The following is a 23916-nucleotide window of genomic DNA, read 5'->3' on the forward strand; positions in this document are numbered from 1 at the left end:
AAAGAGTGATAGGCTCTTGAAGGGAGTTATTGCGTTGACTGCAATACGATATGAGTTAATCAAAACATGTAAACAGACGGGGGCACGGCTTGGTCGCGTTCATACGCCACATGGTACTTTCGAAACACCAGCATTTATGCCGGTAGGGACGATGGCTACCGTCAAAACGATGTCACCTGAAGAATTGAAACAAATGGGGGCAGGCATCATCCTCAGCAATACGTACCATTTATGGCTACGTCCAGGGCATGAGATCATCAAGGAAGCTGGAGGACTGCATAAATTCATGAACTGGGATCGTGCAATATTAACGGATTCCGGCGGTTTCCAGGTATTCTCCCTAAGTAAATTCCGTCAAATTGAGGAAGAGGGCGTCCATTTCAGAAACCATATCAATGGTGATAAGCTATTTTTATCTCCTGAAAAGGCAATGGAAATCCAAAATGCACTAGGCTCAGATATCATGATGGCATTCGATGAGTGCCCTCCATTCCCGGCTACCGAGGAATACATGAAGAAGTCTGTCGAACGGACATCACGCTGGGCAGAACGCTGCTTGAATGCTCATGAACGTCCAAATGATCAAGGATTATTCGGTATCGTTCAGGGTGGGGAGTTTGAACATCTCCGTAAACAAAGTGCGAAAGACCTTGTTTCCCTTGACTTCCCGGGTTATGCTATTGGTGGATTATCGGTGGGTGAACCAAAGGATATCATGAACCGTGTGCTTGAGTTCACGAGTCCGCTCTTACCAACGAATAAGCCTCGTTACCTCATGGGGGTTGGATCACCTGATTCATTGATTGACGGTGCAATCCGCGGGGTTGATATGTTTGACTGTGTATTGCCAACACGAATCGCTCGTAATGGTACATTGATGACAAGTACTGGCCGATTAGTCGTAAAAAATGCGAAGTACGCGCGTGATTTTGGTCCAATCGATGAAAATTGCGATTGCCATGTTTGTAAAAATTATAGCCGGGCATACATTCGCCACTTAATTAAATGCGAAGAAACGTATGGTATTCGTCTAACGACTTATCACAATCTTCATTTTCTGTTAAACTTGATGGAACAGGTCAGACAAGCTATCCGAGAAGATCGCCTTGGAGACTTTAGGGAAGAGTTTTTTGAACAATATGGTTTCAATAAGCCAAATGCAAAAAACTTCTAATTCCATAAATACTTTAAAAAATGAAAGGAGTGAATATAAATGGGTGGTTTAACACAATTACTTCCGTTAATCTTAATGTTCGTATTGTTCTATTTCCTACTTATCCGTCCGCAGCAAAAACGCGCCAAGAATACAAGAAACATGCAAGAGAGCTTGAAAAAAGGCGACAAGGTTGCAACGATCGGTGGAATGCACGGAACAATCGATGCTATCGATGAGTTAAAAATCGTCATTAAATCTACAGATGGTTCAAAACTAACGTTTGACCGTGCTGCAATCCGTGAAATTACGGAAAGCGCACCAGCTAGAGAAGCACAAGTATAAGACAGACGAAAACCGGGCCCTGTGCCCGGTTTTTTTTGTTTCCATTAATTCGTCCGTGATTCTGAGCTCATATTCACTCCAAGTACTCCACCCATCATAGCGGTAATGACAAAGCATCCGTAATAAATCCATTGTTTCAAGGTGAACAGTGCATCATGTCCCAAGTATTGAAAAAGGAACACGACAAGGAGATACAGTAATCCTGTACTGCCACCTAGGAATAACCCCTGTTTCTGACCTTTGCCCCCTGAAATGAACCCGCCAATGAATAATGATATAAAGGACACGATCATGATTACGTATGTCAGGGATGATTCCGTCAATGAAGTGAAACGAAGAAGAATTGAAAATAGAAAACTTGCAATCACAGCTATGGCAAAGATGGAGCCGACGCCATAAAGTACGGCGACGCTCATTTTTTTTGTTTCGATGTTTATTCCCCCTTTTTAAAAGGCTGAATCGACTAGCCTGTTGATGTGTTTGTACAAGCATATTCCACTTTTATCCGCTTTAGACCAGGTTTGGGAACCTTCCGTGAATTTTTAAAATAAAAAGAGTAATTATTCGTCATCCCAGCCATGATAATGGTGAAGGAAGTGCTTTGTATGGAAGATTATTTAAGCAGTGGAATAAGGACCCTATTTGTTTATTTATTCATTTTGCTTCTTTTTAGGTTGATGGGAAAACGGGAGGTCGGGGAACTTAGCATCCTGGATTTGGTGGTTTCCATCATGATAGGAGACATTGCTGTATTAGCCTTAGAAGGAAATGATGAACCATTTTTTGGAACGATTTTCCCGATGTTGGTCCTTGCAGTTGTTCAAATCATATTGGCATTCTTTTCATTGAAGAGTGTAAGGTTCCGCTATCTCATGGATGGCCAGCCGCAAATCATCATCAACCAAGGGAAAATAGATGAGAAAGTAATGAGAAGGCAACGGTATAATTTTAATGATTTGTTGACGCAGCTCCGCGAACAGGGAATCAGTGACTTGAATGAAGTGCAATTTGCGATACTTGAATCTTCGGGCAAGCTCTCCGTCATTAAAAATAGCCAAGGGAAGAAGTCAAAAAGTATCGAAACACCATACCCGCTTATCATCGACGGAAAGATACAGGAAAACAACCTAGCATACATAGGAAAAGACAAATACTGGCTTCTGCATCAGTTGAAAAGGCATGGATACCTGAAGCTTGAAGAAGTCTCGATTTGCGGTTTCATCAATGGTCAGATCTATATTGATAAAAAAGAAGTGAGGAAATAACCAAGGGAACTTGGTTATTTCTATTTCCAAGCAAACTTTGCCAAGAAACCACCGACGAAAGGAATACGAAGCAAATCCGCTTTCTTTATGCTGCCCGTCCCTAACATGAAAAAGGTGAAGAGCACCAACAATACTGAAACGGAGAGCAATAAGCGCGATCCCAATGGCAGAGAGGCGAGAGGGAATTCGTAGACATAATAACCCCCAAAGCCAGAAATCAAAGCAATGATCAAAGAAAGGATGTAGCTCCGGAAATGGAGCGTGAATGGAACGACTTTTATAACGGTGGAAAAGTGGAGGAACGTAACGAGCATGGTCCCTACCGCTATTCCGATTGCGGCCCCCATGATGCCGAAATTCTCCTTTGAAGCCAGCATCCAGATTACGCCGATCTTGAGTATGTTTCCTGCCAGACTGTTAAACATGGCAGCTTTTGCAAGGTCGAGTGCCTGAAGCATGGACTGAAGTGGATATTGAAAATAGAAAAGGATAAAAAAAGGTGCCAGGAACTTAATGAATACGGCTGCATGAGAAGAGCCATACATCACCTGTAAGATTGGTTCAGCGAAGATGAAGAGAGTGACGACGGCTAGACAGCCGGTAATGAAGGTAATTTTCAGTGCTTGCTGAAGCCTATGTTCCACTAGCAGATAATTTCCTGTCGTCCGTGCTTCACTAACAGCAGGAACGAGGGCTGTAGCCAGTGAAGCCGTGACAAAGGAGGGAAGCATGAGAAGGGGCAAGGCATATCCTGTTAGCTCCCCGTATTGACTTGTGGCCGCTGCAGCCGTCACACCTGCCAGGGCTAAGCTCTGAGCAACGACGATTGGTTCCAGGAACCAGGAAATGGAACCGATCATGCGACTGCCTGTCGAAGGAAGGGCAATTCCCATTAGTTCGGTAAACGTCCCTTTTCCTGATTTAACATTTTGAAAGAAACCCTTTCTGAATCTGAAATGCTTCTTGAATTTAAAGCTTGTTAAAAGGTATGCAAGAGAAACGAGTTCACCAATTATTGAGGCAAACATGGCACCGGCTGCGGCATATTCAATTCCATACGGTAAAAAGGCTTTTGTCAGCACCGCGATGAAGGTAATCCGGGCCACCTGCTCAATCACTTGTGAGAACGCAAATGGTTTCATATTTTGCTTACCTTGGAAATATCCGCGCAGGACAGATGAAATGGCGATGATCGGAACGATAGGGGCAATCGCCATAAGTGGCCAAACCGTTCGTCCGTCCGTGAACAAGTGTTCAGAAAGAACGGGTGCCAACAGGAGCATGGCCGGGGTGAAAATCATCGATAAACCAAATGTGCATGCCAAAGAAACAACGAGAATTTTCTTGATTTTCCGTTCATCGCCCCTGGCGTTCGCTTCGGCTACATATTTGGATATGGCAATCGGCAGACCCAATTGAGTCATATTGATAACAAGAAATAATGTCGGCAGTGCCATCATATATAAACCAACGCCTTCTTCGCCGATGAAACGGGCGATGACGATGCGGTTGATGAATCCAAGAACCTTTGTAATCAGGCTTGCTATTAATAAAATCAGCGTCCCTTTCAAAAATTTAGACATTGAACTCCCTCCCTGCCTTCTCAAAAAAGCGGTTATACTATACAATTATCTATATGCTTGTACTTGGACAAAGCATGACAAAAGTGTTTGTGTTCTCTCAAATGATTGAGTCTCTTCTAAGAAATGTACGCATCCAATTGAGAATCATTTTAATGGAGGCAAAGTGATGAAGAAAAAAAATCATCCGTATCAGCGGTATTATTTAAAGGTACGACCATTCCTGAAAAGCAAATGCGAGGAGTTCGAAATGATTGGATTAGAAGCTGTTACCGAGGAGGACCTTTGGAGTACATTGACAGACATGAAATGGAAACGACCGCAGGAAAGCGTCCATCTTCACGAATTGGTCGCTGACATCGTTACGTTTTCAAGCAATCAGTTCATGTCGTTCCAAATGGTCCAAGCTTTTAAATCACCCAATCTATTCGCCCCCCTTTCTGAAGAAGAGTTAAAAGAGCTTTTGAAAGAATAAAAGAGATATATACTTAAATTGACAGCCGTTTGTAAATGAATCATAATAGATATGGTTATGCTTTTTTTTGGAAAAAAGCATAAAGAACTGTGCCTTTTTTCTCAAACTAAAGAGCAAACAAGATCATTCATGAAAAAATAAACAGTTATTTATACTCCAAGAACAGGCGTAATAAAGAAAGGGGCCTACTACATAATGGTAAAAAGAAGCAGAATCGTTGCGTTTTTTCTAATTGTTCTTTTGATTGCCGCAGCGATGGGAACGACTTCAAAAGGAATCCTTGGGAACATCAAGCTTGGTCTTGATCTTCAAGGCGGTTTTGAAGTGTTATATGAAGTAAAACCGCTTGCCGGTGAAAAAATCACCCAGGATGTTTTGAGCAGTACAGCGAGCGCGCTCGATCGGCGTGTCAATGTATTGGGGGTCAACGAACCTATCATTCAAATTGAAGGAAATGATCGGATCCGTGTTCAGCTAGCGGGTATCCAAGATCAAAATAATGCCAGGGAAATTCTTTCGACTCAGGCAAAACTATCCTTCCGTGACTACAATGATAAGGAAATGATGACAGGGGCTGACCTGAAAGAAGGCGGCGCAAAGCAAACGTTCCAAGATAATAAACCTGTCGTTGAAGTCACATTGAAAGATGCAAACAAGTTTAAAGAGATCACTGAAAAGATTTCTTCCATGGAGAGCCCGACGAATGTACTGGCTATCTGGTTGGATTTTGAAGAAGGAAAAGATTCCATTAAAAAAGTAGATTCACAGGACAATATGATTTCAGCACCAGCTGTCAGTGAAGTCTTCAGTACAAATAAAGTATTCATAACGGGTCAATTTACAGTAGAAGAGGCAAAAGAGCTTGCTGGGTTATTGAACGCAGGTGCCCTGCCCGTTGACTTAAAAGAAGTGTACTCCACTTCCGTTGGGGCCCAATTTGGTGAAGGGGCTTTGAATGATACTATTTTTGCCGGCATCATCGGAATTGCACTTATTTTTATCTTCATGCTTGTGTATTATCGCTTCCCAGGCTTCATTGCGATCGTCACATTGAGCATTTACATTTTCTTAACGCTATTAGTCTTTGATTGGATGAATGCGGTTCTTACGTTACCTGGTATAGCGGCTCTTGTACTCGGTGTTGGGATGGCAGTCGATGCCAATATCATCACCTATGAGCGAATCAGGGATGAGTTAAAACTTGGACGATCTGTGAAGGCAGCATACACAGAAGGTACGAAAAATTCACTTGGCACAATCATGGATGCTAACTTGACGACATTGTTGGCCGCAGCCGTACTATTCTTCTATGGGACAAGCTCGGTTAAAGGATTTGCCACAACGTTGATCATTTCCATCTTAATGAGTTTTGTCACCGCCGTATATGGTACGCGTCTTTTCATGAGCTTATGGGTGAAAAGTGGGTTCCTGGACAAACGGAAATCTTGGTTTGGAGTGAAGAAAAAATACATTCACAATCTATCCGAGAAAATCGATTTAATGTCATTGCCAACTCGCTTTGATAAAATCGACTTCGTAAAACATCGGAAAGTCTTTTATAGCATTTCAATCGGTGTTACGCTCATCGGGATCATTTTCTTGTTCGTATTCAGATTGAATCTGGGCATTGACTTTACCAGTGGTACCCGTATTGAAATCGCTTCGAAAGAGGCACTTACGACTGAACAGATTAAGACGGAGATGGACAAGTTCGATATTGAAGCGAAGGATATCAGGCTTGCCGGTACAGATGATAAAAATGCTGTCGTTCGTACGGTCGGTGTCCTTGATAAACAGGAAATCGCTGAATTGAAGGACCACTTCAATAAGGATTATGGTGCCGAACCTAATGTCAGCACCGTTTCTCCTACAGTCGGAAAAGAACTTGCTAAAAATGCGATGATTGCTTTATTGATCGCATCACTTGGCATCATCCTTTATGTATCCGTACGCTTTGAATGGCGGATGGCTTTACCGGCTGTTGTAGCCCTAATACATGATGCATTCTTCATCATCACGATATTCAGCTTGCTTCGCCTTGAAGTGGATATCACATTCATCGCAGCAGTCTTGACGATTGTGGGTTATTCCATCAATGATACAATCGTTACTTTTGACCGTATCCGTGAGAACTTACGATTTAGCCGTAAGGTCAAAACGGTCGAAGAGCTTGAGAATATTGCCAATATCAGTATAAGACAAACGTTGACGAGATCGATCAATACGGTCTTGACCGTTCTTGTGACAGTTGTGGCGTTAGCGATATTCGGAAGTGAAGCTATTCGAAACTTCTCGATTGCTTTATTTATCGGTTTATTATGTGGCGTTTACTCGTCCCTATTGATTGCTTCTCAATTCTGGCTCGATTTAAAAATCAAAGAATTGAAGAAAAAAGGACCATTGAATACAGCAAAAGAAAAGAAACAGAGTATGGAAGGTCAAGTTTAATAACTAAGAGGGGGCTGGCATAATTGCCGGCCTTCTTTTTTTTCTGAACAAGAAAGTCTATAATATAAAATTGAAACCAAACTTGTGATTTTGTATAATAAGTAGGTTAAGGGGTGAATGCATGTTAAAGCCAAAAACTCGATGGAACGTAAAATCCGTCGATGAAAATAAAGTAGCTATACTAGCCGAAGAGCTTCATATCACACCTTTGGTTGCGACATTACTAGTGAATAGGGGCCTAGATACCATTGAAAGTGCCCGTTCATTTCTATTTGTAAAAAATCAAACTTTCCATGATCCGTTTTTAATGAAAGATATGGATAAAGCGGTATATAGAATAAGAGAAGCGATACAAAATAAAGAGAAAATCAGGATTTTCGGGGACTATGATGCGGATGGTGTAACGTCCACGACGGTCATGATGACGACATTGACTAAATTAGGTGCTGATGTCGATTTTTACATTCCCAACAGGTTTACGGAAGGATATGGACCGAATCCAATGGCTTTCCGCCTGGCTGCAGATCAAGGCGTTAAGGTGTTAATAACCGTCGATACGGGAATCTCTGCTGTGGAAGAAGCGAAGCTGGCAGCTGAGCTAGGCATGGATTATATTTTGACCGACCACCATGAACCAGGTCCTATCCTGCCTGAAGCACTGGCCATCATCCATCCAAAGCTTGAAGATAGCGCCTATCCTTTTAAAGACCTTGCAGGAGTGGGGGTTGCGTTCAAACTGGCCCATGCTTTACTTGGCGAAATGCCCGAGGATCTGCTGGAAATCGCGGCAATCGGTACCATTGCCGATTTGGTCCCTTTACAAGGGGAGAACCGTCTGATTGCTGCGAAAGGAATCGAACAGCTGCGGTTGACCAAACGACCAGGGCTCGTAGCCTTGATGAAAGTGGCGAATATCCAGCAGGAGGCATTGAGTGAAGAATCAATCGGATTTGGGATGGCGCCTCGAATCAATGCCGTTGGCCGCCTTGGAGATGCCGATCCGGCCGTCGATTTACTGATGTCGGATAATTTGGAAGAAGCGACCGAGCTTGCTGTGGAAATCAACGATATTAACAAAGAGCGGCAAACGATGGTTGCATCGATGGCTGAAGAAGCCATTCGGGAAGTGGAGGAAAACTATCCGCCTGAGACCAATGGTGTCCTTATCATTGGAAGGGAAGGGTGGAATGCGGGGGTTGTCGGGATTGTAGCCTCTAAGCTCGTTGAACGTTTTTACCGACCAACCATCGTATTAAGTTTTGACCAGGAAAAAGGACTTGCAAAGGGATCGGCCCGGAGCATTTCCGGCTTCGACCTTTTCGCAAGCCTTTCAACCTGTCGGGAACTATTGCCTCATTTCGGTGGCCATCCTATGGCTGCAGGGATGACATTGAAAATCGAAGACGTTCAAGAGCTTCGGGACCGTATGAATAAGATTGCGAACGAACAACTTAACGAAGAGGACTTCACACCGATTACCAATCTGGATGGGGCGACGACATTGGCTGAAGCCTCCATTCAAACGATCCAGGAAATGAGTTTGCTTGCTCCCTTCGGTGTGACGAACCCTAAGCCGAAGATTTTAATAGATTCCGTTCAGCTTGCGAGCGTCCGCAAAATTGGCACGAACCACAACCACTTGAAGGTTCAGCTTGAGGATAGCGAGAATCATAAACTGGATGGGGTAGGGTTCGGCCTTGGACATTATATGGAAGAGATTGCCCCACACGCAAAGGTTTCCGTTATCGGTGAACTTTCCATCAATGAATGGAATAACATCAAAAAGCCGCAAATCTTTGTGCAAGATATAGAAGTCAATCATTGGCAACTTTTCGACTATCGAGGCAAGGGACAAGCTGATAAATGGCTGGCGGACATTCCGGCACATAACCGGAAGATCGTTATCTTCTCTGAGGAAACTCTTAAAGCCTATCCATTTCTACAACAACATCCTGACCTTGTCCATATAGAGGACGAAAAGGATGCCTTGGAACTGGAATGTCATGAAGGCCATGTCGTATTCATGGACATGCCACCGCTGAGAAACCTGTTGAAACAGGTGGTTGAAAATAAAAAACCAGCACGAATCTATGCTCATTTTTCTCATGTGCAGGATCATTTTTTGAGTACGCTACCGACGCGTGACCACTTCAAATGGTTTTATGCATTTCTTTCCAAAAAGGGCCCGCTCGATATAAAAAGGTATGGCGATGACCTTGCCAAATACCGCGGCTGGTCAAGAGATACAGTGGATTTTATTTCTAAGGTGTTTTTTGAGCTTGATTTTGTTACAATAGACAATGGATTAATTATGCTCACGACCAACCCGAAAAAACGCGATTTCAGTGAATCTGTTTCGTTTATAAGAAAGAAAGAACAATTTGAGCTCGAGCAAGAGCTAGTTTATTCTTCCTATCAGCAATTATTCGATTGGTTCAATCATATATTGATTCATGAGGCAATAGACCTTGAGGAGGAAACAAAGCAATGGATTTAAAGCAATTTGTAACGATTGTGCAAGACTGGCCGAAACCGGGTGTTATCTTCAAAGATATTACAACATTAATGGATAATGGTGCCGCTTATAAATACGCAACAGATCAAATCGTGGAGTACGCCCGCGATAAGAAGATTGATTTAGTTGTTGGACCTGAAGCGCGCGGATTCATTATCGGCTGCCCAGTCGCATACTCTTTGGAAGTGGGATTTGCACCAGTACGAAAAGAAGGTAAGCTTCCACGGGAAACAATCAAAGTCGAATATGGTTTAGAATATGGAACGGATGTATTGACAATCCATAAAGATGCTATTAAACCGGGCCAACGCATTCTAATCACCGACGATTTACTTGCTACTGGCGGTACAATCGAAGCGACGATTAAATTAGTAGAAGAACTTGGTGGAATTGTAGCGGGAATTGCATTCCTGATTGAATTAACAGACCTAGATGGAAAAGATAAATTAGAAGGTTATGATGTTTTAACATTAATGACATTCTAAAAACAAGGGCGCTCTGACCAGAGTGCCTTCTTTTTTTTATCATTTTCAGTGATTTTGTCGAATTTCCAATGAAAAAAAGAAGCATTCTAAAGAAAATACACGTTTAACCCTTTACATCCTTGCATTTTTTTTCGATAATAGTAATAATAAAGAGTTTTTCTTCTACTAAATCAATTTGCACATGTATCCGTTTAGGCGGATTTATTTTTTTAGCAAATAATGTAGGTTTTTGTTGAAAGAAGGAAAGTGTTACCAATCATACTCAATCCGGACGGAAAAGTATCCGGTGGCAGTTAAAGTGGGGTTAAGGTGATTAAATGGCTAATGATCAAATATTGACTGCCGAGCAGGTTGTAGAACGGGCCAGCTTATATCTTCAGCCGGAAGAAGCTGAATTTATTCATAGAGCGTTTAAATATGCAGAGCATGCTCACCGAGAACAATTCCGTAAATCGGGGGAGCCGTATATTATTCATCCGATTCAAGTCGCTGGTATACTGGTGGACCTAGAAATGGATCCTGCAACTATTGCCGCAGGTTTTTTACATGATGTTGTTGAAGACACGGAGATCACGCTAAAGGATATCGAAGAAAATTTCAGTCCTGAAGTAGCCATGCTCGTCGATGGCGTAACCAAATTAGGGAAGATCAAATATAAATCACAGCAAGAACAACAAGCGGAAAATCATCGGAAAATGTTTGTTGCAATGGCTCAAGATATTCGGGTCATTTTAATCAAGCTAGCCGATAGATTGCACAACATGCGGACGTTGAAGCATCTTCCACAGGAAAAGCAGAGAAGGATTTCGAATGAGACCCTGGAAATCTTTGCACCGCTTGCACACCGTCTAGGAATTAGCACGATTAAATGGGAGCTGGAAGATACCGCACTAAGGTATTTGAATCCGCAACAGTATTACCGCATCGTCAATCTCATGAAGAAAAAGCGTGCGGAGCGCGAAGAGTATTTAGAAGAAGTTATTGAAGAAGTGCGTAAGAATGTTACGGAAGTCCATATAAATGCCGACCTTTCCGGCAGACCGAAACATATTTACAGCATCTATCGGAAAATGGCTCTCCAAAACAAGCAATTCAGTGAAATTTATGATTTATTAGCGGTACGAATCGTGGTTAACAGTATCAAGGATTGCTATGCAGTCCTGGGGATCATCCATACATGTTGGAAACCGATGCCTGGCCGATTCAAGGATTATATTGCAATGCCAAAGCCGAATATGTATCAATCGTTGCATACGACGGTAATCGGACCAAAAGGCGATCCGCTTGAAGTGCAGATCCGTACATCGGAAATGCATCGCATTGCCGAGTTCGGGGTAGCCGCTCACTGGGCTTACAAAGAAGGCAAGGATGTCGGTGAACAGCCGTCCCTAGAGGAAAAATTGACATGGTTCCGGGAAATCCTAGAATTCCAAGATGACGCTACAAATGCCGAAGAATTCATGGAGTCCCTGAAAATCGATCTTTTCTCCGATATGGTGTTCATTTTCACACCTAAAGGCGATGTAATTGAGCTTCCTTCAGGATCTAATCCAATTGACTTTGCTTACCGTATCCATTCCGAAATCGGTAATAAAACGATAGGTGCCAAAGTGAACGGGAAAATGGTACCGCTGGATTATAAGCTGAAAACAGGTGACATCATTGAAATCCTGACTTCGAAGCATTCATATGGACCTAGTCAGGACTGGCTAAAACTTACCCAAACGTCCCAGGCGAAAAATAAAATCCGCCAATTCTTCAAAAAGCAGCGCCGCGAAGAAAACATTGAAAAAGGCAAAGAGCTGGTTGAAAAAGAAATCAAGGAAATGGAATTTGACCTGAAGGAAATCCTGACTCCCGAAAACATTAAGCGCGTGTCGGATAAATTCAATTTCCTTAATGAAGAGGACATGTATGCAGCAGTCGGCTACAACGGGATTACAGCCCTTCAAGTAGCCAATCGCCTTACTGAAAAATGGCGTAAGCAGAAAATGGTCGAGCAAGAAGCGGACATCACAGAAGCGGTTTCAGATCTCAAAACCTTCCCTAGCTCATCGAAAAAACGTGACTCTGGGGTTCGTGTACCAGGCATTGATAATCTGCTCATACGTTTATCAAGATGTTGCAATCCGGTCCCAGGCGATGAAATTGTCGGCTATATTACCAAAGGACGTGGAGTCTCCGTTCATAGACGAGACTGTCCAAACTTGGAAAGTGGCGAATCGGATCACCGTCTGGTCCCTGTTGAGTGGGAAAGCAGCATAAACGATCGCAAGGAATACATTGTTGAGATTGAAATCAGCGGATATGATCGACGAGGCTTATTGAATGAAGTCCTGCAAGCGGTTAATGAAACTAAGACAAATATTTCAGCCGTTTCAGGTAAGTCAGACCGTAATAAAGTGGCCACCATCAATATGTCCATTTACATTCATAACATTGCCCATTTACAAAAGGTCGTCGTCCGTATAAAACAAATACCAGATGTCTATTCCGTAAGAAGGATTATGAACTAAGGAGTTTTATCACTATGCGTGTTGTTTTACAACGTTCCAAAGCTGCCAAGGTCGTTGTGGCAGACAAAACAATTGGTCAAATTGATAAAGGGCTCGTGCTTTTAGTCGGAGTCACCCATGGGGATACCGTGGCTGACGCCGTCCAATTGGCTGAGAAAATTGTCAATCTTAGAATATTTGAAGATGAAAATGAAAAGATGAATCATTCATTACTGGATGTTGGTGGTTCGATCCTTTCCGTTTCACAATTCACCTTATACGGCGATTGCCGAAAAGGCCGTCGCCCGAACTTCATGGACGCCGCCCGTCCTGATGAGGCGAAAGCTTTATATGATCTATTCAATGAAGAATTACGCAAACGTGGCGTCCATACCGAAACAGGTGAATTCGGTGCCATGATGGATGTTCAGCTCACCAATGATGGTCCAGTAACGTTGCTATTAGAAAGTAAAAAGTAAATCCCTGCATTGTGCAGGGATTTACTTTTTTGTATTCAAGAAAAGGGAAAAGCCGAGGCCCCACATATTGGAGTCTCGGCTTTTCATCATTTAAAATACCTTGCCAAACCATTATAGATGGCAGAGGTGACAGTTTCTTGGTATTCGTTCGTTGTAATCGTCAATTCGTCGACAGGGTTACTTAAGTAACCTAATTCAATCAGTGCAGCGACTCGTTTGTTTTCACGGATTACATGATAATCCCCAAACCGGTACCCGCGATTAGGCACCTGCATGGTGGAACCGAGTGAATGGGCTATGGAAGAGGCCAAGGCCTGCTGATAGCCGTGATAATAATACGTGGTTATCCCACTTGTGATCTGATCGATGGTGCTATCATAATGGAGGCTGATGAATGCATCGGCATTATGAATATGAGAGATGTTGACACGTGATGGAAGAGCCACATACGTATTGGAGCTTCTTGTTAGGATGACTTTTGCACCAGCGGCCTGAAGCTTGTCCCGAAGCAACTCAGCCGTCTGGATGGTCAAGTTCTTTTCAAGAGTACCACCAACTCCGATTGTCCCGCTATCGCGGCCTCCATGGCCTGGATCAATGATGATGACTTTATCTTCTAAATATTTTTCAACACCTGGTCGTTTAACTTGATCGGCGTTGCCCTCCACTTTAACAATCCAGCCTGCTACATATGCGGTTTCCCCATTCTTAAGCTTAATGGAGTACCAATCTCCCTCCATGCCAAGGACGTGGAAGGTTTCACCCGCATTAACTTGTCCAACGATGTCGGAGCCCGTATTCGGTTTACTTCTAAGGATGGTGCCGTCATGTATGGTTGTGATGTTAGTACCTTTGATAGGATGGTTCGTTTCCTTGGACGTTTGTTCCTCATTCTCAATTTCTAGGAACCAGCTGACGACCCATCCTTTTTTTGCGTCGGAAAGTTGAAGCTGTGTCATTTGTCCTTTTTGTTGGAGAACTGGATAAGTCTCATCCTTATTGACCGAACCGATGACTTCGCTATTCAAAGAATCTTTTTTCCGCACATTTAAACCTGTGGCGGTTATTCTTGCTATGGCCGTGCCTGCCGTGATTTCCTTGGTAACGTCTTTATCCTTGCCAATTTCTATGTATGATTCAGCGACCCATCCTTTTTTGCCTTGAAAGTTAATTTCAGCCCATTCATTATTGATTTGATAAACGGTGACCGAAGCACTCTTATTCAGCTTACCTAATGAGGCACTGTTTTTGGATGGTTCTGAACGGACATTAAGGTTGTCGACCATGACGAAACCGGTTTTCAGGTTCTTTCCCGATTCTTCCTTAACATCTTGATTCACCTTGTTCTCTGCTGAAGAAGAAGGAAGCTGAATATAGTCAGCTGCGACCCATCCCTCGATGTCACCTTTTTTAATTTGGACCCAATTTTCATTCTTTTCCATTATGTCCACTGGTGTACCTTTTGATAATGTACTTACCGTTTGGAATGTGGTGCCTGGACCAAAACGGACACGGACGGAATCGCCGGTAATGGTACCTTGACCAGTTTTCATCCTGACTTGACCCGACTCCGTATTTCTTTCCACAAGCCAATTGGCCACCCAGCCTGTCCTACCGGTACCAATCCGTATTTCGTACCAATCATCTTTTTCACTTACGATTTCATATTTGTCGCCCTTTGTAAGCCTTTTGACGATAGGGTAACTAAGGCCCGCACCTTCACGGACATTGACCACATTTGACGTCACGATAATTTCTCCTTCACTTTCTCCAAGTACGTGTTGTACCGGTAAAAAAGCCGTCATCATCAGCAACAGGGCAAGGGCAATGAATCCTGTTTTCCTTTTCATGGCTGTCTCTCTCCCTTTTCTGTCTATCTGTATCTATTCTCGTTCAATAAAAAATTTCCCTCTTTATTATGCAAAAAAGATTTATTTTTGGAAAGACTAAATCATATCTAAACGATGGAGGGGTACAAATGAAATTCAGCGAGAAGGCCCAAACGACATTAAATGGAGGCAATCAAGTATTAGGCGTCGATTTTCATGATTTCATCCAAAAGGAACAAACTGCAAATCTTGTTGAATTAGCATCCGAATTCGAAGTGAACGTCCGGACGATCAAAAACTTGAAAAAGAATCTCAATCAGTGAAAGTTTCGACAAATTTCTCAAGGAATCTTGACATTTGAAGGCAACGTCCGTATGATTATACAATATCAGAACTATTACTGTAACAACCAATGATGGAGAAGAGTAATTAAGAAACACATGAACAAGAGAGGAAATGCCGAGGCTGAAAGCATTCCACATGATGACTTAATGAAAGAACCCTCCGTAGGTTTCACTCTGAACGATTTCACTAGTAGGAGATGGACGTAAGCAGGCGTTAACTGCTTTTAAGCGGAGGCACGTATTTATTGTGTTTCAACTAGGGTGGCACCACGGGATATTCAACTCTCGTCCCTTGTAACGATTATGTTACAAGGGGCGGGAGTTTTTTGTTTGGGATAAAATGGCGTTTGCTTTAAAGGAGGAAATAATTATGTCGATTCAGATTCCAAGAGGTACACAGGATTTACTGCCTGAACAAACGGAGATTTGGCAGTATATTGAAAAGACCGCGCGCGAAATTTGTCAACGTTATCAGTATAAAGAAATCCGTACGCCGATATTTGAACATACGGAATTATTTTTGCGGGGTGTAGGGGATACGACCGACATCGTGCAAAAAGAGATGTATTCATTCCAGGATCGCGGCGAAAGGAATCTGACGCTTCGTCCTGAAGGAACAGCTTCAGTCGTTCGTTCATACATCGAGAACAAAATGTTTGGTTGGGCGAATCAACCGGTCAAACTTTATTATATCGGACCTATGTTCCGGTATGAACGGCCCCAAGCAGGACGTTTCCGTCAGTTCGTTCAATTTGGGATCGAGGCTTTGGGCAGTAAGGATCCCGGCATTGATGCAGAGGTTCTTTCATTGGCGATGAGCCTGTACAAGGCACTTGGATTGAAAAAACTGAAATTGGTCATTAATAGCTTAGGGGATAAAGAAAGCCGGACAGCGCACCGCAATGCATTAATCCAGCATTTCGAGCCACGCATCGGCGAGTTCTGTGGTGATTGCCAGCAACGCCTGGAAAAAAACCCACTACGTATTCTTGATTGTAAAAAAGACCACGATCATGAATTGATGCAAACGGCACCTTCCATCATTGATTATTTAAATGAGGAATCACGTATCTATTTCGAAAAAGTGAAGCAGCATTTAACAAATTTGGATATTGAGTTTGTCGAAGATCCAACACTTGTTCGCGGCTTGGATTATTACAATCATACAGCTTTTGAAATCATGAGTGATGCCGAAGGATTTGGAGCCATCACTACTCTATGCGGTGGAGGACGTTATAACGGTCTTGCCGAAGAGCTTGGCGGTCCGGAAACGCCAGGAATTGGTTTTGCACTTAGCATCGAGCGTCTCATTGCTGCACTTTCAGCCGAAAATGTTCAACTTCCGATTAAAAAAGGCATCGATTGCTATCTTGTTTCATTAGGTGAAGCGGCTAAGGATTATAACGTTAAACTTGCCTATCAATTGCGTAATGCTGGATTCAAAGTCGAAAAAGACTACCAGGACCGTAAAGTAAAAGCCCAATTTAAATCAGCTGACCGTCTAGAAGCGAAATACGTCGCGACTCTCGGGGACGATGAATTGGCAAACAATAAAATCAGTCTAAAGTTCATGGAAACGGGCGAACAGGTCCAAATGGATCTAGCTACATTCGTTGAACAATTTAAAAAGCTACAGGCTTAAGGGGGAAATACCATGTTTGGCAGAACATACTTCAATGGAGAAGTAACAGAAGCAGCTATTGGTGAAAAGGTTACATTAAAAGGATGGGTACAAAAACGTCGTGACCTAGGTGGAGTCATCTTCATCGACCTTCGTGACAGAAGCGGGGTCGTACAAGTCGTTTTCAATCCAGATATCTCGGCAGCAGCCTTGGCAACCGCTGAAAAAATCCGTAATGAATACGTACTTGATATTCAAGGAACAGTCATCAAACGTGATGAGGCGAACATCAACCCGAACGTGACAACAGGTACGATTGAAGTTCAAGCGGAAAGCGTAACAATCTTGAATGAAGCAAAAACACCTCCGTTCATCATTGATGAAAGAACGGAAGTCTCAGAAGATATCCGTTTGAAATATCGTTACTTGGACTTACGTCGTCCAGCGATGTTCGAAACGTTGAAAATGCGTAACCAAACGACTAAAGCAATCCGTGATTTCTTGGACGGAGAAGGCTTCCTTGATATCGAAACACCAATTTTAACAAAGAGCACACCAGAAGGCGCACGTGATTACTTAGTGCCAAGCCGTGTCCATGATGGTGAATTTTACGCATTGCCACAGTCTCCACAGCTTTTCAAACAGCTGTTGATGGTATCTGGCTTCGAACGCTACTACCAAATTGCCCGTTGTTTCCGTGATGAAGATTTACGTGCTGACAGACAGCCTGAATTCACGCAAATCGATATTGAAACTAGCTTCATGAGCCAGGAAGATATCATTAAAACAGCTGAAAACATGATGGCAAAAGTCATGAAAGACGTAAAAGGAATGGACGTTACCCTTCCATTCCCGCAAATGACGTATAACGAAGCGATGAGCCGTTTTGGTTCTGACAAACCGGATACACGTTTTGCAATGGAATTGAAAGACGTATCTGAAATCGTGAAAGATAGCGACTTTAAAGTATTTACAGGAGCTATAGCGAACGGGGGACAAGTAAAAGCAATCGTCGTTAAGGACGGAAATGCAGACTATTCCCGTAAAGATATCGATGCATTGGCAGAATTTGCAGCGATTTACGGCGCGAAAGGCCTTGCTTGGTTGAAAGTCGAAGAAGACGGCGTAAAAGGACCAATCGCTAAATTCTTCGCTGAAGATCAACAACAACTAGTAGCAGCAGTGGAAGCGGAAATAGGGGACCTTATCCTATTCGTTGCTGATAAAAAAGGAATCGTAGCGGATGCACTTGGTGCACTTCGTAACAAGCTTGGTAAAGAAAGAGGCTTGATCGACGAAAGCAAATTCAACTTCCTATGGGTTACAGACTGGCCATTATTTGAATATGATGAAGACGAAGGCCGCTACTACGCAGCCCACCATCCATTCACAATGCCATTCCGTGAAGACTTGGATATTCTTGAATCCGATCCAGCCAATGTCCGCGCACAAGCCTATGACCTTGTATTGAACGGATACGAGCTTGGCGGTGGTTCATTACGTATTTTCGAACGTGATGTTCAAGAAAAAATGTTCAAAGTACTAGGATTCACTGAAGAAGAAGCAAAAGCACAATTCGGATTCCTAATGGATGCCTTTGAATACGGAACACCTCCACATGGCGGAATTGCCCTTGGATTAGACCGTATGGTAATGTTGCTTGCGGGTCGTTCAAACCTTCGCGATACCATCGCGTTCCCAAAAACAGCTAGCGCCAGCGATTTGCTTGTAGATGCTCCAAGTCCGGTAAGCGACAAGCAATTAGCAGAACTAAGCATTAGATTGGCTGCAAAGAAAAGTAAGTAAATTGGTAAAAAATGATAAATTATACCTAGATGCTTTCTCTTGAAACACAGCTAAGCGATATGCTATGATGATTTCAACAAGTAAGAGTCCTGATGTGTTCGTTCTTTAACCTATAAGTTTTGACCGAACACTTATAGTTACCGGGAGCACTAGTTTCCAGGCCGCGTAAATGCCTCCTTCGTAGAGGACTTACAAATGCAAGGAACCGAGCACCCACCTGCGGAGAGCGGGTTCAAAACAAAGGCATAAACGGCACAATTGGGACTCTTACTCATAACAAAGTAACTCATGTTGAGAAAACATGGGTTTTTTTGTGTGCTTTGGATGTTGACTGATAAAAGAGGCTTTTTGACCGATAAATGTATTCATTTGACCGATAAAAGTGCTGATTTAACCGATAAAAACACAAACGGACCGATAAAAGACATGCAGAACCCTTTTATGCAGGATTCATCTGCAGACATGTCGAAAAAAGCATGAAAGGAGAGTGATGAATTGATTAAAAAAGCATGCAAGAAGCCAATTAAGATGCTCAAACTAGAAGCGTTGACCAGGAGGCTACCTGAACACCATCCTAAGCAGTACCTTATAACGAGTGATTATCGGAAAATACGCACGGGCCATAAGGGAGAACGAGCCATCGTTGCTGAGTTGGCCTATCTATCAGGGGAATTTTACATCTTTCATGATCTGCGATTACAGCATGACGCAACTCGTTTTTTTCAACTAGATCTATTGCTTTTGTCCAAAAACGTAATAATCATTATAGAGGTGAAAAACTTTGCCGGTTCACTTTATTTTGATCGACTTTATCCTCAATTGATCCGTACGAAAGACGGGCAGGAACAAGCCTACCTTGACCCGCTTCTACAGGTGAATATCCAGAAATCCCGCTTAACCGATTGGATGAGGCTTCATAAATTCCCGGAGATTCCGATAGAAACCCTCATTGCCAATGCCAACCCGAATACCATTATAAAAACTACGCCTGGGCACACTACGATTTTCAACCAAATTACTGGTAAAGAAACCCTCAACGCTAGAATACGAACCCTTGAAAATAAGTATCCTTCCAATCTGTTGACGCAAAGGAAGCTCAACAAACTTTCAAATGTTCTTCTTCAAAAAAACACTCCGCTCAATCAGAATATCCTACACGTGTACCAAATCCCTGAAACGGAATTATTGAGAGGTGTCCAATGTCCGGAATGTATGGCTCTTCCCATGAAACGCGGGCGGGGAAAATGGATATGCCCTTCATGTTCGCATAGCTCAAAGAATGCTCACTTACAAGCATTGCATGATTTTGCCCTCCTTGTCCGTCCTACGATAACGAATAAAGATGTACGTTCGTTTTTGCAAATTGAATCAGGAACGGTTGCCAATCGTATCCTGTCAGGAATGAATGTCAATCATTACGGATCATATAAAGGGCGAGAATATGTTCTTGAATGGGAGGTTGACTGATATAGAGTGAGTTTTGACCGATAAATGTTACATTAGACCGATAAAAGTGCAAAATTGACCGGTAAAAACATCAAACCGACTGATACCCGCACTATTTATGGAACATTCCGTGATGTACGTTCGTAAATTATGAGTAGGAGTATAAATCTTTAGCGAGGATAGAAAGTAGTGAGGGCTTTGAAGGACTTATTGCACGCGAAAAGGAAAGAAATGCTCCAATTATTGGAGCAGCTTGTGAATATCGATAGCGGTTCTTATACAAAAAAAGGAATTGATGAAATCGGAGCGATTTTAAAAAAGAAATTTGAGGATCTTAATTTTCTAGTGACGGTAATTAAACAGGAGAAATATGGCGACCATTTAGTCATCCAGCACCGTGAAGCAATGTCTCCGCATATTCTCATTGTTGGGCATATGGATACCGTTTTTTCGGAAGGGACGGCGAAGAAACGTCCGTTCAAAATGGTGGGCCCGCGTGCATATGGGCCAGGTGTTATTGACATGAAGGGAAGCTTGGTCGAGCTTCTATATGCGATTTTTTGCATGAAGCTGACTGGACAAACCGGCTATAAACATATACAGATCATCCTAAACAGCGATGAAGAGATAGGGTCGCCATCGTCTGCCGCGCTCATTTCGGAAAAAGCCAAGGACAAGAAGTTCGCGCTTGTGTTAGAGCCAGCGAGAGCAGATGGTTCACTTGTCACCGCGAGAAGAGGTTGCGGCCAATTCAAGGTGGAGGTTGTAGGGAAATCTGCACATTCTGGGGTTGAACCGGAAAAAGGTCAGAGTGCGATTGAAGAATTGGCTCATAAGATTCTCGCCCTGCATCGGTTAACGGATCATCAACTAGGCATCGGCGTAAATGTTGGAATCATAGAAGGCGGGGTGGCGGTCAATACAGTTGCACCCCATGCATCAGCTTTAATAGATGTGCGAATCTCGAAAAGAAACCAGGCGCAGTTCGTCTTTAAGCAAATGAAGGATATCTGTGCCCAAACGTTTGTAGCGGGAACAAAAACTAGCCTGAGCGGTAAGATGGACCGGCCGCCCATGGAAAAGACGGAGAAAACCACCGTCTTATTGGAAATCATCCGGCAAGCGGGTGAGGAAATGGGCATTACCATCACCGATACGGAAACGGGTGGAGGCTCGGATGCGTCGTTCCCCTCTGAATTAGGGATCGCAACGATTGATGGACTCGGACCGATTGGAGGCCATGCCCATAGCGAAGATGAATATTTAGAGATAGAAAGCCTGTTAGAACGCACACTCCTATTAGCCACCCTGCTCGAAAAATTGTCCCGAATGAACTAGCCTGCCAATTCCGATAAAACTGGTCATATTTGCTTGTCATCCCTGATGTTTATGATATATTGTTAATTGGGAACACAAATAAGATCAGAATTTATTGGAGTTGAAAATATATGCTGCATCAGTTTTCACGAAATGAACTAGCGATTGGTAAAGAGGGCATGGACCGGTTGAAAAACACGACGGTCGCTGTCCTTGGTGTAGGCGGAGTCGGTTCTTTTTCAGCCGAAGCGTTGGCACGTACAGGTGTTGGCCGGATTATCCTTGTCGATAAAGATGATGTGGACATCACAAATGTAAACAGACAGATCCATGCGCTTCTTTCGACTGTGGGTCAGCCAAAAGCCGAATTGATGAAAGCGCGCATCCAGGATATTAATCCGGAGTGTGAAGTCATCGCCTTGAAGATGTTTTATACAGAAGAAACCTTCGAGGAATTCTTCAGTTATAATCTCGATTATGTCATCGATGCATCCGATACGGTCATCTACAAAATGCATGTCATGAAAGAGTGCCTGAAACGAAATATCAAGATCATCGCAAGTATGGGTGCCGCAAATAAAATGGATCCAACCCGCTTCCAGATTGCCGATATTTCCAAAACACATACCGATCCGCTTGCGAAAGTCATCCGCACAAGATTGCGTAAAGAAGGCATCACAAAAGGAATTCCGGTTGTATTTTCCGATGAAAGCCCAATTGTGATACGTGAGGATGTCCGGAAAGAGGTCGGTAATGATGAGGCGAAAATCCGTAAAGCTCAAATGCCTCCATCTTCCAATGCGTTCGTTCCATCTGTAGCCGGCTTAATTGCGGCAAGCTGGGTCATTAATGACCTATTAAAAGATATTGAAGTTCGTCGTGTTAACGATTAATAAGCGGTAAACTGACTCTGATCTAGGGTCAGTTTTTTGTTTTGATAATTACATATATTTACTATTTTACCGAAAAATATAGACAAACTACCTAGAATGAGATACATTATTTTCAGAATATTCTTTTTGTTTTCTAAAGAAAAAGGGGGTTTCAAATGAAAAAGAAAAAGTTAGCAGGCATGGTTCTATCACTATCATTAATCGCAGGGGCACTGGCAGGTTGCAATGGTGACTCGAAAACCAGTAGTTCAGGCGGAGGATCATCCAGTTCAGAAGACACCATAAAAATTGGTGCCAACCTTGAATTGTCAGGTGGGACGGCCTCATTTGGTCAGTCTGCAATGGATGGTTTGCAATTGGCCATCGATGAAATCAATAAAGAAGGAATCAATGGTAAGAAAATTGAAATTAAAAAAGTGGATAATAAATCGGATGCAGCAGAAGCAACGAACGGTTCGATTAAACTTGTCAGTCAGGATAAAGTAGTGGCGATTGTAGGATCCGCTACAAGTACAAACACGTTGGCACAAGTTCAAGTCGCACAGGATAACAAGATTCCTCTACTTACACCAACAGCAACAAATCCCGATATTACGAACAAAGCTGGAAAATTGAATGATTATGTGTTTAGAACATGCTTCATCGATCCATTCCAAGGAACCGTTGCAGCCAATTTCGCAACAGATGAAGTGAAGGCGAAGACCGCTGCCATTTATGTTGACAGTGCAAGCGATTACTCAAAAGGTCTAGCTGCAGCCTTTAAGGAAGCCTTTACGAAAAATGGAGGGAAAATCGTTTCGGAAGAAGCCTATGTGACAAAAGATACTGATTTCCGTGCGACATTGACTCGTATCAAGTCCGCAAAACCAGAATTCGTATTTCTTCCAGGTTACTATGAAGAAGTCGGTCTGATCTTGAAGCAAGCTCGGGAAAATGGAATGGACCTTCCGTTCATGGGTGGAGACGGCTGGGATTCACCAAAAGTCGTGGAAATTGCCGGAGCGGAAGCTTTGAAGAACACCTATATCACTAATCACTATTCGCCGGAAGATGAAGATGCTAAGATTCAAGATTTCGTTTCAGCATTCAAAGCGGAATACAAGAAAACACCTGATGCTTTTGCTGCATTAGGCTATGACACTGGTTACTATTTGGCTGATGCCATTAAAAGAGCCGGAGATCCAACATCTGAAAATATCAGAAAAGCATTAGAAGAAGTAAAGGATTTCGAATTAGTATCAGGAACCTTGAACTTGGATGAAAATCATGATCCGATTAAATCGGCCACCATCTTGGAATATGTGGATGGTAAACAAACCTTTAATACGAAGATTGATCCGTGATCTCGCTTGATTCAAAGGGACCGCCATATGGCGGTCTTTTTGTTGTAATGACCAGCAGAAATACATGAATATTTATA

Annotated in this window: 20 protein-coding genes, 1 other RNA gene and 1 other annotated feature; of the genes, 18 read left to right on the forward strand and 3 right to left on the reverse strand. The window is 42.8% G+C overall.

From position 1 onward, the window contains the following. The first annotated feature begins 34 nt into the window (after window positions 1-34). Both tgt and yajC read left to right on the forward strand, forming a co-directional pair. Complete coding sequence (gene tgt, locus ACIQXQ_RS14070) at window positions 35-1174, forward strand: tRNA guanosine(34) transglycosylase Tgt (RefSeq protein ID WP_402869835.1); 1140 nt, start codon at window positions 35-37, stop codon at window positions 1172-1174. Between the two features lie 39 nt (window positions 1175-1213). Beyond that, window positions 1214-1498: a preprotein translocase subunit YajC gene (gene yajC, locus ACIQXQ_RS14075; RefSeq protein WP_402869833.1), complete on the forward strand. Its 285-nt coding sequence runs from the start codon at window positions 1214-1216 to the stop codon at window positions 1496-1498. A gap of 44 nt (window positions 1499-1542) precedes the next feature. Here yajC and ACIQXQ_RS14080 read toward each other — a convergent pair whose 3' ends face one another. Further along, window positions 1543-1914, reverse strand: a complete 372-nt coding sequence (locus tag ACIQXQ_RS14080) for a TIGR04086 family membrane protein (protein WP_402869831.1) — start codon at window positions 1912-1914, stop codon at window positions 1543-1545. Between the two features lie 189 nt (window positions 1915-2103). On the opposite strand from ACIQXQ_RS14080, the gene ACIQXQ_RS14085 reads away from it, so the two are divergent. After that, window positions 2104-2763: a DUF421 domain-containing protein gene (locus ACIQXQ_RS14085; protein WP_402958222.1), complete on the forward strand. Its 660-nt coding sequence runs from the start codon at window positions 2104-2106 to the stop codon at window positions 2761-2763. Between the two features lie 20 nt (window positions 2764-2783). Here the strand turns inward: ACIQXQ_RS14085 and spoVB are convergent, their stop codons facing one another. Beyond that, a complete protein-coding gene (spoVB, locus tag ACIQXQ_RS14090; RefSeq protein WP_402958224.1) occupies window positions 2784-4346 on the reverse strand; it encodes a stage V sporulation protein B in 1563 nt (520 codons plus the stop codon). A gap of 166 nt (window positions 4347-4512) precedes the next feature. Between spoVB and ACIQXQ_RS14095 the strand changes: the two genes are divergently transcribed. From ACIQXQ_RS14095 to dtd, 6 genes are all read left to right on the forward strand, one after another. Beyond that, a complete protein-coding gene (locus ACIQXQ_RS14095; protein ID WP_402869825.1) occupies window positions 4513-4818 on the forward strand; it encodes a post-transcriptional regulator in 306 nt (101 codons plus the stop codon). Between the two features lie 195 nt (window positions 4819-5013). Beyond that, window positions 5014-7266 (forward strand): protein translocase subunit SecDF, encoded by a 2253-nt coding sequence (gene secDF / locus ACIQXQ_RS14100; protein WP_402958227.1) that lies wholly within the window; start codon window positions 5014-5016, stop codon window positions 7264-7266. Between the two features lie 121 nt (window positions 7267-7387). Next, entirely contained in the window at window positions 7388-9763 is a 2376-nt protein-coding gene (recJ, locus tag ACIQXQ_RS14105) for a single-stranded-DNA-specific exonuclease RecJ (protein WP_402958231.1), read from the forward strand. Next, on the forward strand, window positions 9754-10266 hold the full coding sequence (locus tag ACIQXQ_RS14110; RefSeq protein ID WP_402869819.1) for an adenine phosphoribosyltransferase: 513 nt from the start codon (window positions 9754-9756) through the stop codon (window positions 10264-10266). Before recJ ends, ACIQXQ_RS14110 begins: the two co-directional genes overlap by 10 nt. A 317-nt stretch (window positions 10267-10583) precedes the next feature. Next, window positions 10584-12782, forward strand: coding sequence for a RelA/SpoT family protein (locus ACIQXQ_RS14115; protein WP_402869817.1), 2199 nt, complete (start codon window positions 10584-10586; stop codon window positions 12780-12782). 14 nt (window positions 12783-12796) lie between these two features. Further along, window positions 12797-13240, forward strand: a complete 444-nt coding sequence (gene dtd / locus ACIQXQ_RS14120) for a D-aminoacyl-tRNA deacylase (RefSeq protein WP_402869815.1) — start codon at window positions 12797-12799, stop codon at window positions 13238-13240. Between the two features lie 86 nt (window positions 13241-13326). Here the strand turns inward: dtd and ACIQXQ_RS14125 are convergent, their stop codons facing one another. Continuing rightward, window positions 13327-15090 carry an N-acetylmuramoyl-L-alanine amidase family protein gene (locus ACIQXQ_RS14125; RefSeq protein WP_402958234.1) on the reverse strand — a complete coding sequence of 588 codons (1764 nt, stop codon included), beginning with the start codon at window positions 15088-15090 and terminating at the stop codon, window positions 13327-13329. Between the two features lie 128 nt (window positions 15091-15218). On the opposite strand from ACIQXQ_RS14125, the gene ACIQXQ_RS14130 reads away from it, so the two are divergent. The 9 genes from ACIQXQ_RS14130 to ACIQXQ_RS14170 all read left to right on the forward strand — a co-directional run bounded on the left by ACIQXQ_RS14130 (window position 15219) and on the right by ACIQXQ_RS14170 (window position 23839). Continuing rightward, the gene (locus ACIQXQ_RS14130) at window positions 15219-15392 is read left to right on the forward strand and encodes a hypothetical protein (protein ID WP_402869812.1); all 174 of its coding nucleotides are present in this window, start codon (window positions 15219-15221) and stop codon (window positions 15390-15392) included. 80 nt (window positions 15393-15472) lie between these two features. Next, window positions 15473-15709, forward strand: a binding site (T-box leader). Between the two features lie 74 nt (window positions 15710-15783). Beyond that, a complete protein-coding gene (hisS, locus tag ACIQXQ_RS14135; RefSeq protein ID WP_402869810.1) occupies window positions 15784-17055 on the forward strand; it encodes a histidine--tRNA ligase in 1272 nt (423 codons plus the stop codon). Window positions 17056-17067: 12 nt separating this feature from the next. Next, window positions 17068-18840 carry an aspartate--tRNA ligase gene (gene aspS, locus ACIQXQ_RS14140; protein ID WP_402958237.1) on the forward strand — a complete coding sequence of 591 codons (1773 nt, stop codon included), beginning with the start codon at window positions 17068-17070 and terminating at the stop codon, window positions 18838-18840. A gap of 83 nt (window positions 18841-18923) precedes the next feature. Beyond that, window positions 18924-19109: non-coding RNA, 6S RNA (gene ssrS / locus ACIQXQ_RS14145), on the forward strand. A 79-nt stretch (window positions 19110-19188) separates the two neighbouring features. Next, complete coding sequence (locus ACIQXQ_RS14150; protein WP_402958239.1) at window positions 19189-19320, forward strand: hypothetical protein; 132 nt, start codon at window positions 19189-19191, stop codon at window positions 19318-19320. Between the two features lie 15 nt (window positions 19321-19335). Beyond that, window positions 19336-20307: an NERD domain-containing protein gene (locus ACIQXQ_RS14155; RefSeq protein WP_402958241.1), complete on the forward strand. Its 972-nt coding sequence runs from the start codon at window positions 19336-19338 to the stop codon at window positions 20305-20307. 168 nt (window positions 20308-20475) lie between these two features. After that, on the forward strand, window positions 20476-21624 hold the full coding sequence (locus ACIQXQ_RS14160) for a M20 family metallopeptidase (RefSeq protein WP_402958243.1): 1149 nt from the start codon (window positions 20476-20478) through the stop codon (window positions 21622-21624). A gap of 110 nt (window positions 21625-21734) precedes the next feature. Continuing rightward, window positions 21735-22496, forward strand: a complete 762-nt coding sequence (locus tag ACIQXQ_RS14165; protein ID WP_402958245.1) for a tRNA threonylcarbamoyladenosine dehydratase — start codon at window positions 21735-21737, stop codon at window positions 22494-22496. A gap of 155 nt (window positions 22497-22651) precedes the next feature. Next, window positions 22652-23839 (forward strand): ABC transporter substrate-binding protein, encoded by a 1188-nt coding sequence (locus ACIQXQ_RS14170; RefSeq protein ID WP_402958247.1) that lies wholly within the window; start codon window positions 22652-22654, stop codon window positions 23837-23839. The last annotated feature ends 77 nt before the right edge of the window (window positions 23840-23916 follow it).

Source organism: Peribacillus sp. NPDC097198 (assembly GCF_044762055.1).
GTDB lineage: Bacteria > Bacillota > Bacilli > Bacillales > DSM-1321 > Peribacillus.

Coding starts and splice junctions, on each gene's coding strand:
- yajC (WP_402869833.1), top strand. CDS start 1,214: ATGGGTGGTTTAACACAATTACTTCCGTTAATCTTAATGTTCGTATTG.
- ACIQXQ_RS14080 (WP_402869831.1), bottom strand. CDS start 1,914: ATGAGCGTCGCCGTACTTTATGGCGTCGGCTCCATCTTTGCCATAGCT.
- ACIQXQ_RS14085 (WP_402958222.1), top strand. CDS start 2,104: ATGGAAGATTATTTAAGCAGTGGAATAAGGACCCTATTTGTTTATTTA.
- spoVB (WP_402958224.1), bottom strand. CDS start 4,346: ATGTCTAAATTTTTGAAAGGGACGCTGATTTTATTAATAGCAAGCCTG.
- ACIQXQ_RS14095 (WP_402869825.1), top strand. CDS start 4,513: ATGAAGAAAAAAAATCATCCGTATCAGCGGTATTATTTAAAGGTACGA.
- secDF (WP_402958227.1), top strand. CDS start 5,014: ATGGTAAAAAGAAGCAGAATCGTTGCGTTTTTTCTAATTGTTCTTTTG.
- recJ (WP_402958231.1), top strand. CDS start 7,388: ATGTTAAAGCCAAAAACTCGATGGAACGTAAAATCCGTCGATGAAAAT.
- ACIQXQ_RS14110 (WP_402869819.1), top strand. CDS start 9,754: ATGGATTTAAAGCAATTTGTAACGATTGTGCAAGACTGGCCGAAACCG.
- ACIQXQ_RS14115 (WP_402869817.1), top strand. CDS start 10,584: ATGGCTAATGATCAAATATTGACTGCCGAGCAGGTTGTAGAACGGGCC.
- dtd (WP_402869815.1), top strand. CDS start 12,797: ATGCGTGTTGTTTTACAACGTTCCAAAGCTGCCAAGGTCGTTGTGGCA.
- ACIQXQ_RS14125 (WP_402958234.1), bottom strand. CDS start 15,090: ATGAAAAGGAAAACAGGATTCATTGCCCTTGCCCTGTTGCTGATGATG.
- ACIQXQ_RS14130 (WP_402869812.1), top strand. CDS start 15,219: ATGAAATTCAGCGAGAAGGCCCAAACGACATTAAATGGAGGCAATCAA.
- hisS (WP_402869810.1), top strand. CDS start 15,784: ATGTCGATTCAGATTCCAAGAGGTACACAGGATTTACTGCCTGAACAA.
- aspS (WP_402958237.1), top strand. CDS start 17,068: ATGTTTGGCAGAACATACTTCAATGGAGAAGTAACAGAAGCAGCTATT.
- ACIQXQ_RS14165 (WP_402958245.1), top strand. CDS start 21,735: ATGCTGCATCAGTTTTCACGAAATGAACTAGCGATTGGTAAAGAGGGC.
- ACIQXQ_RS14170 (WP_402958247.1), top strand. CDS start 22,652: ATGAAAAAGAAAAAGTTAGCAGGCATGGTTCTATCACTATCATTAATC.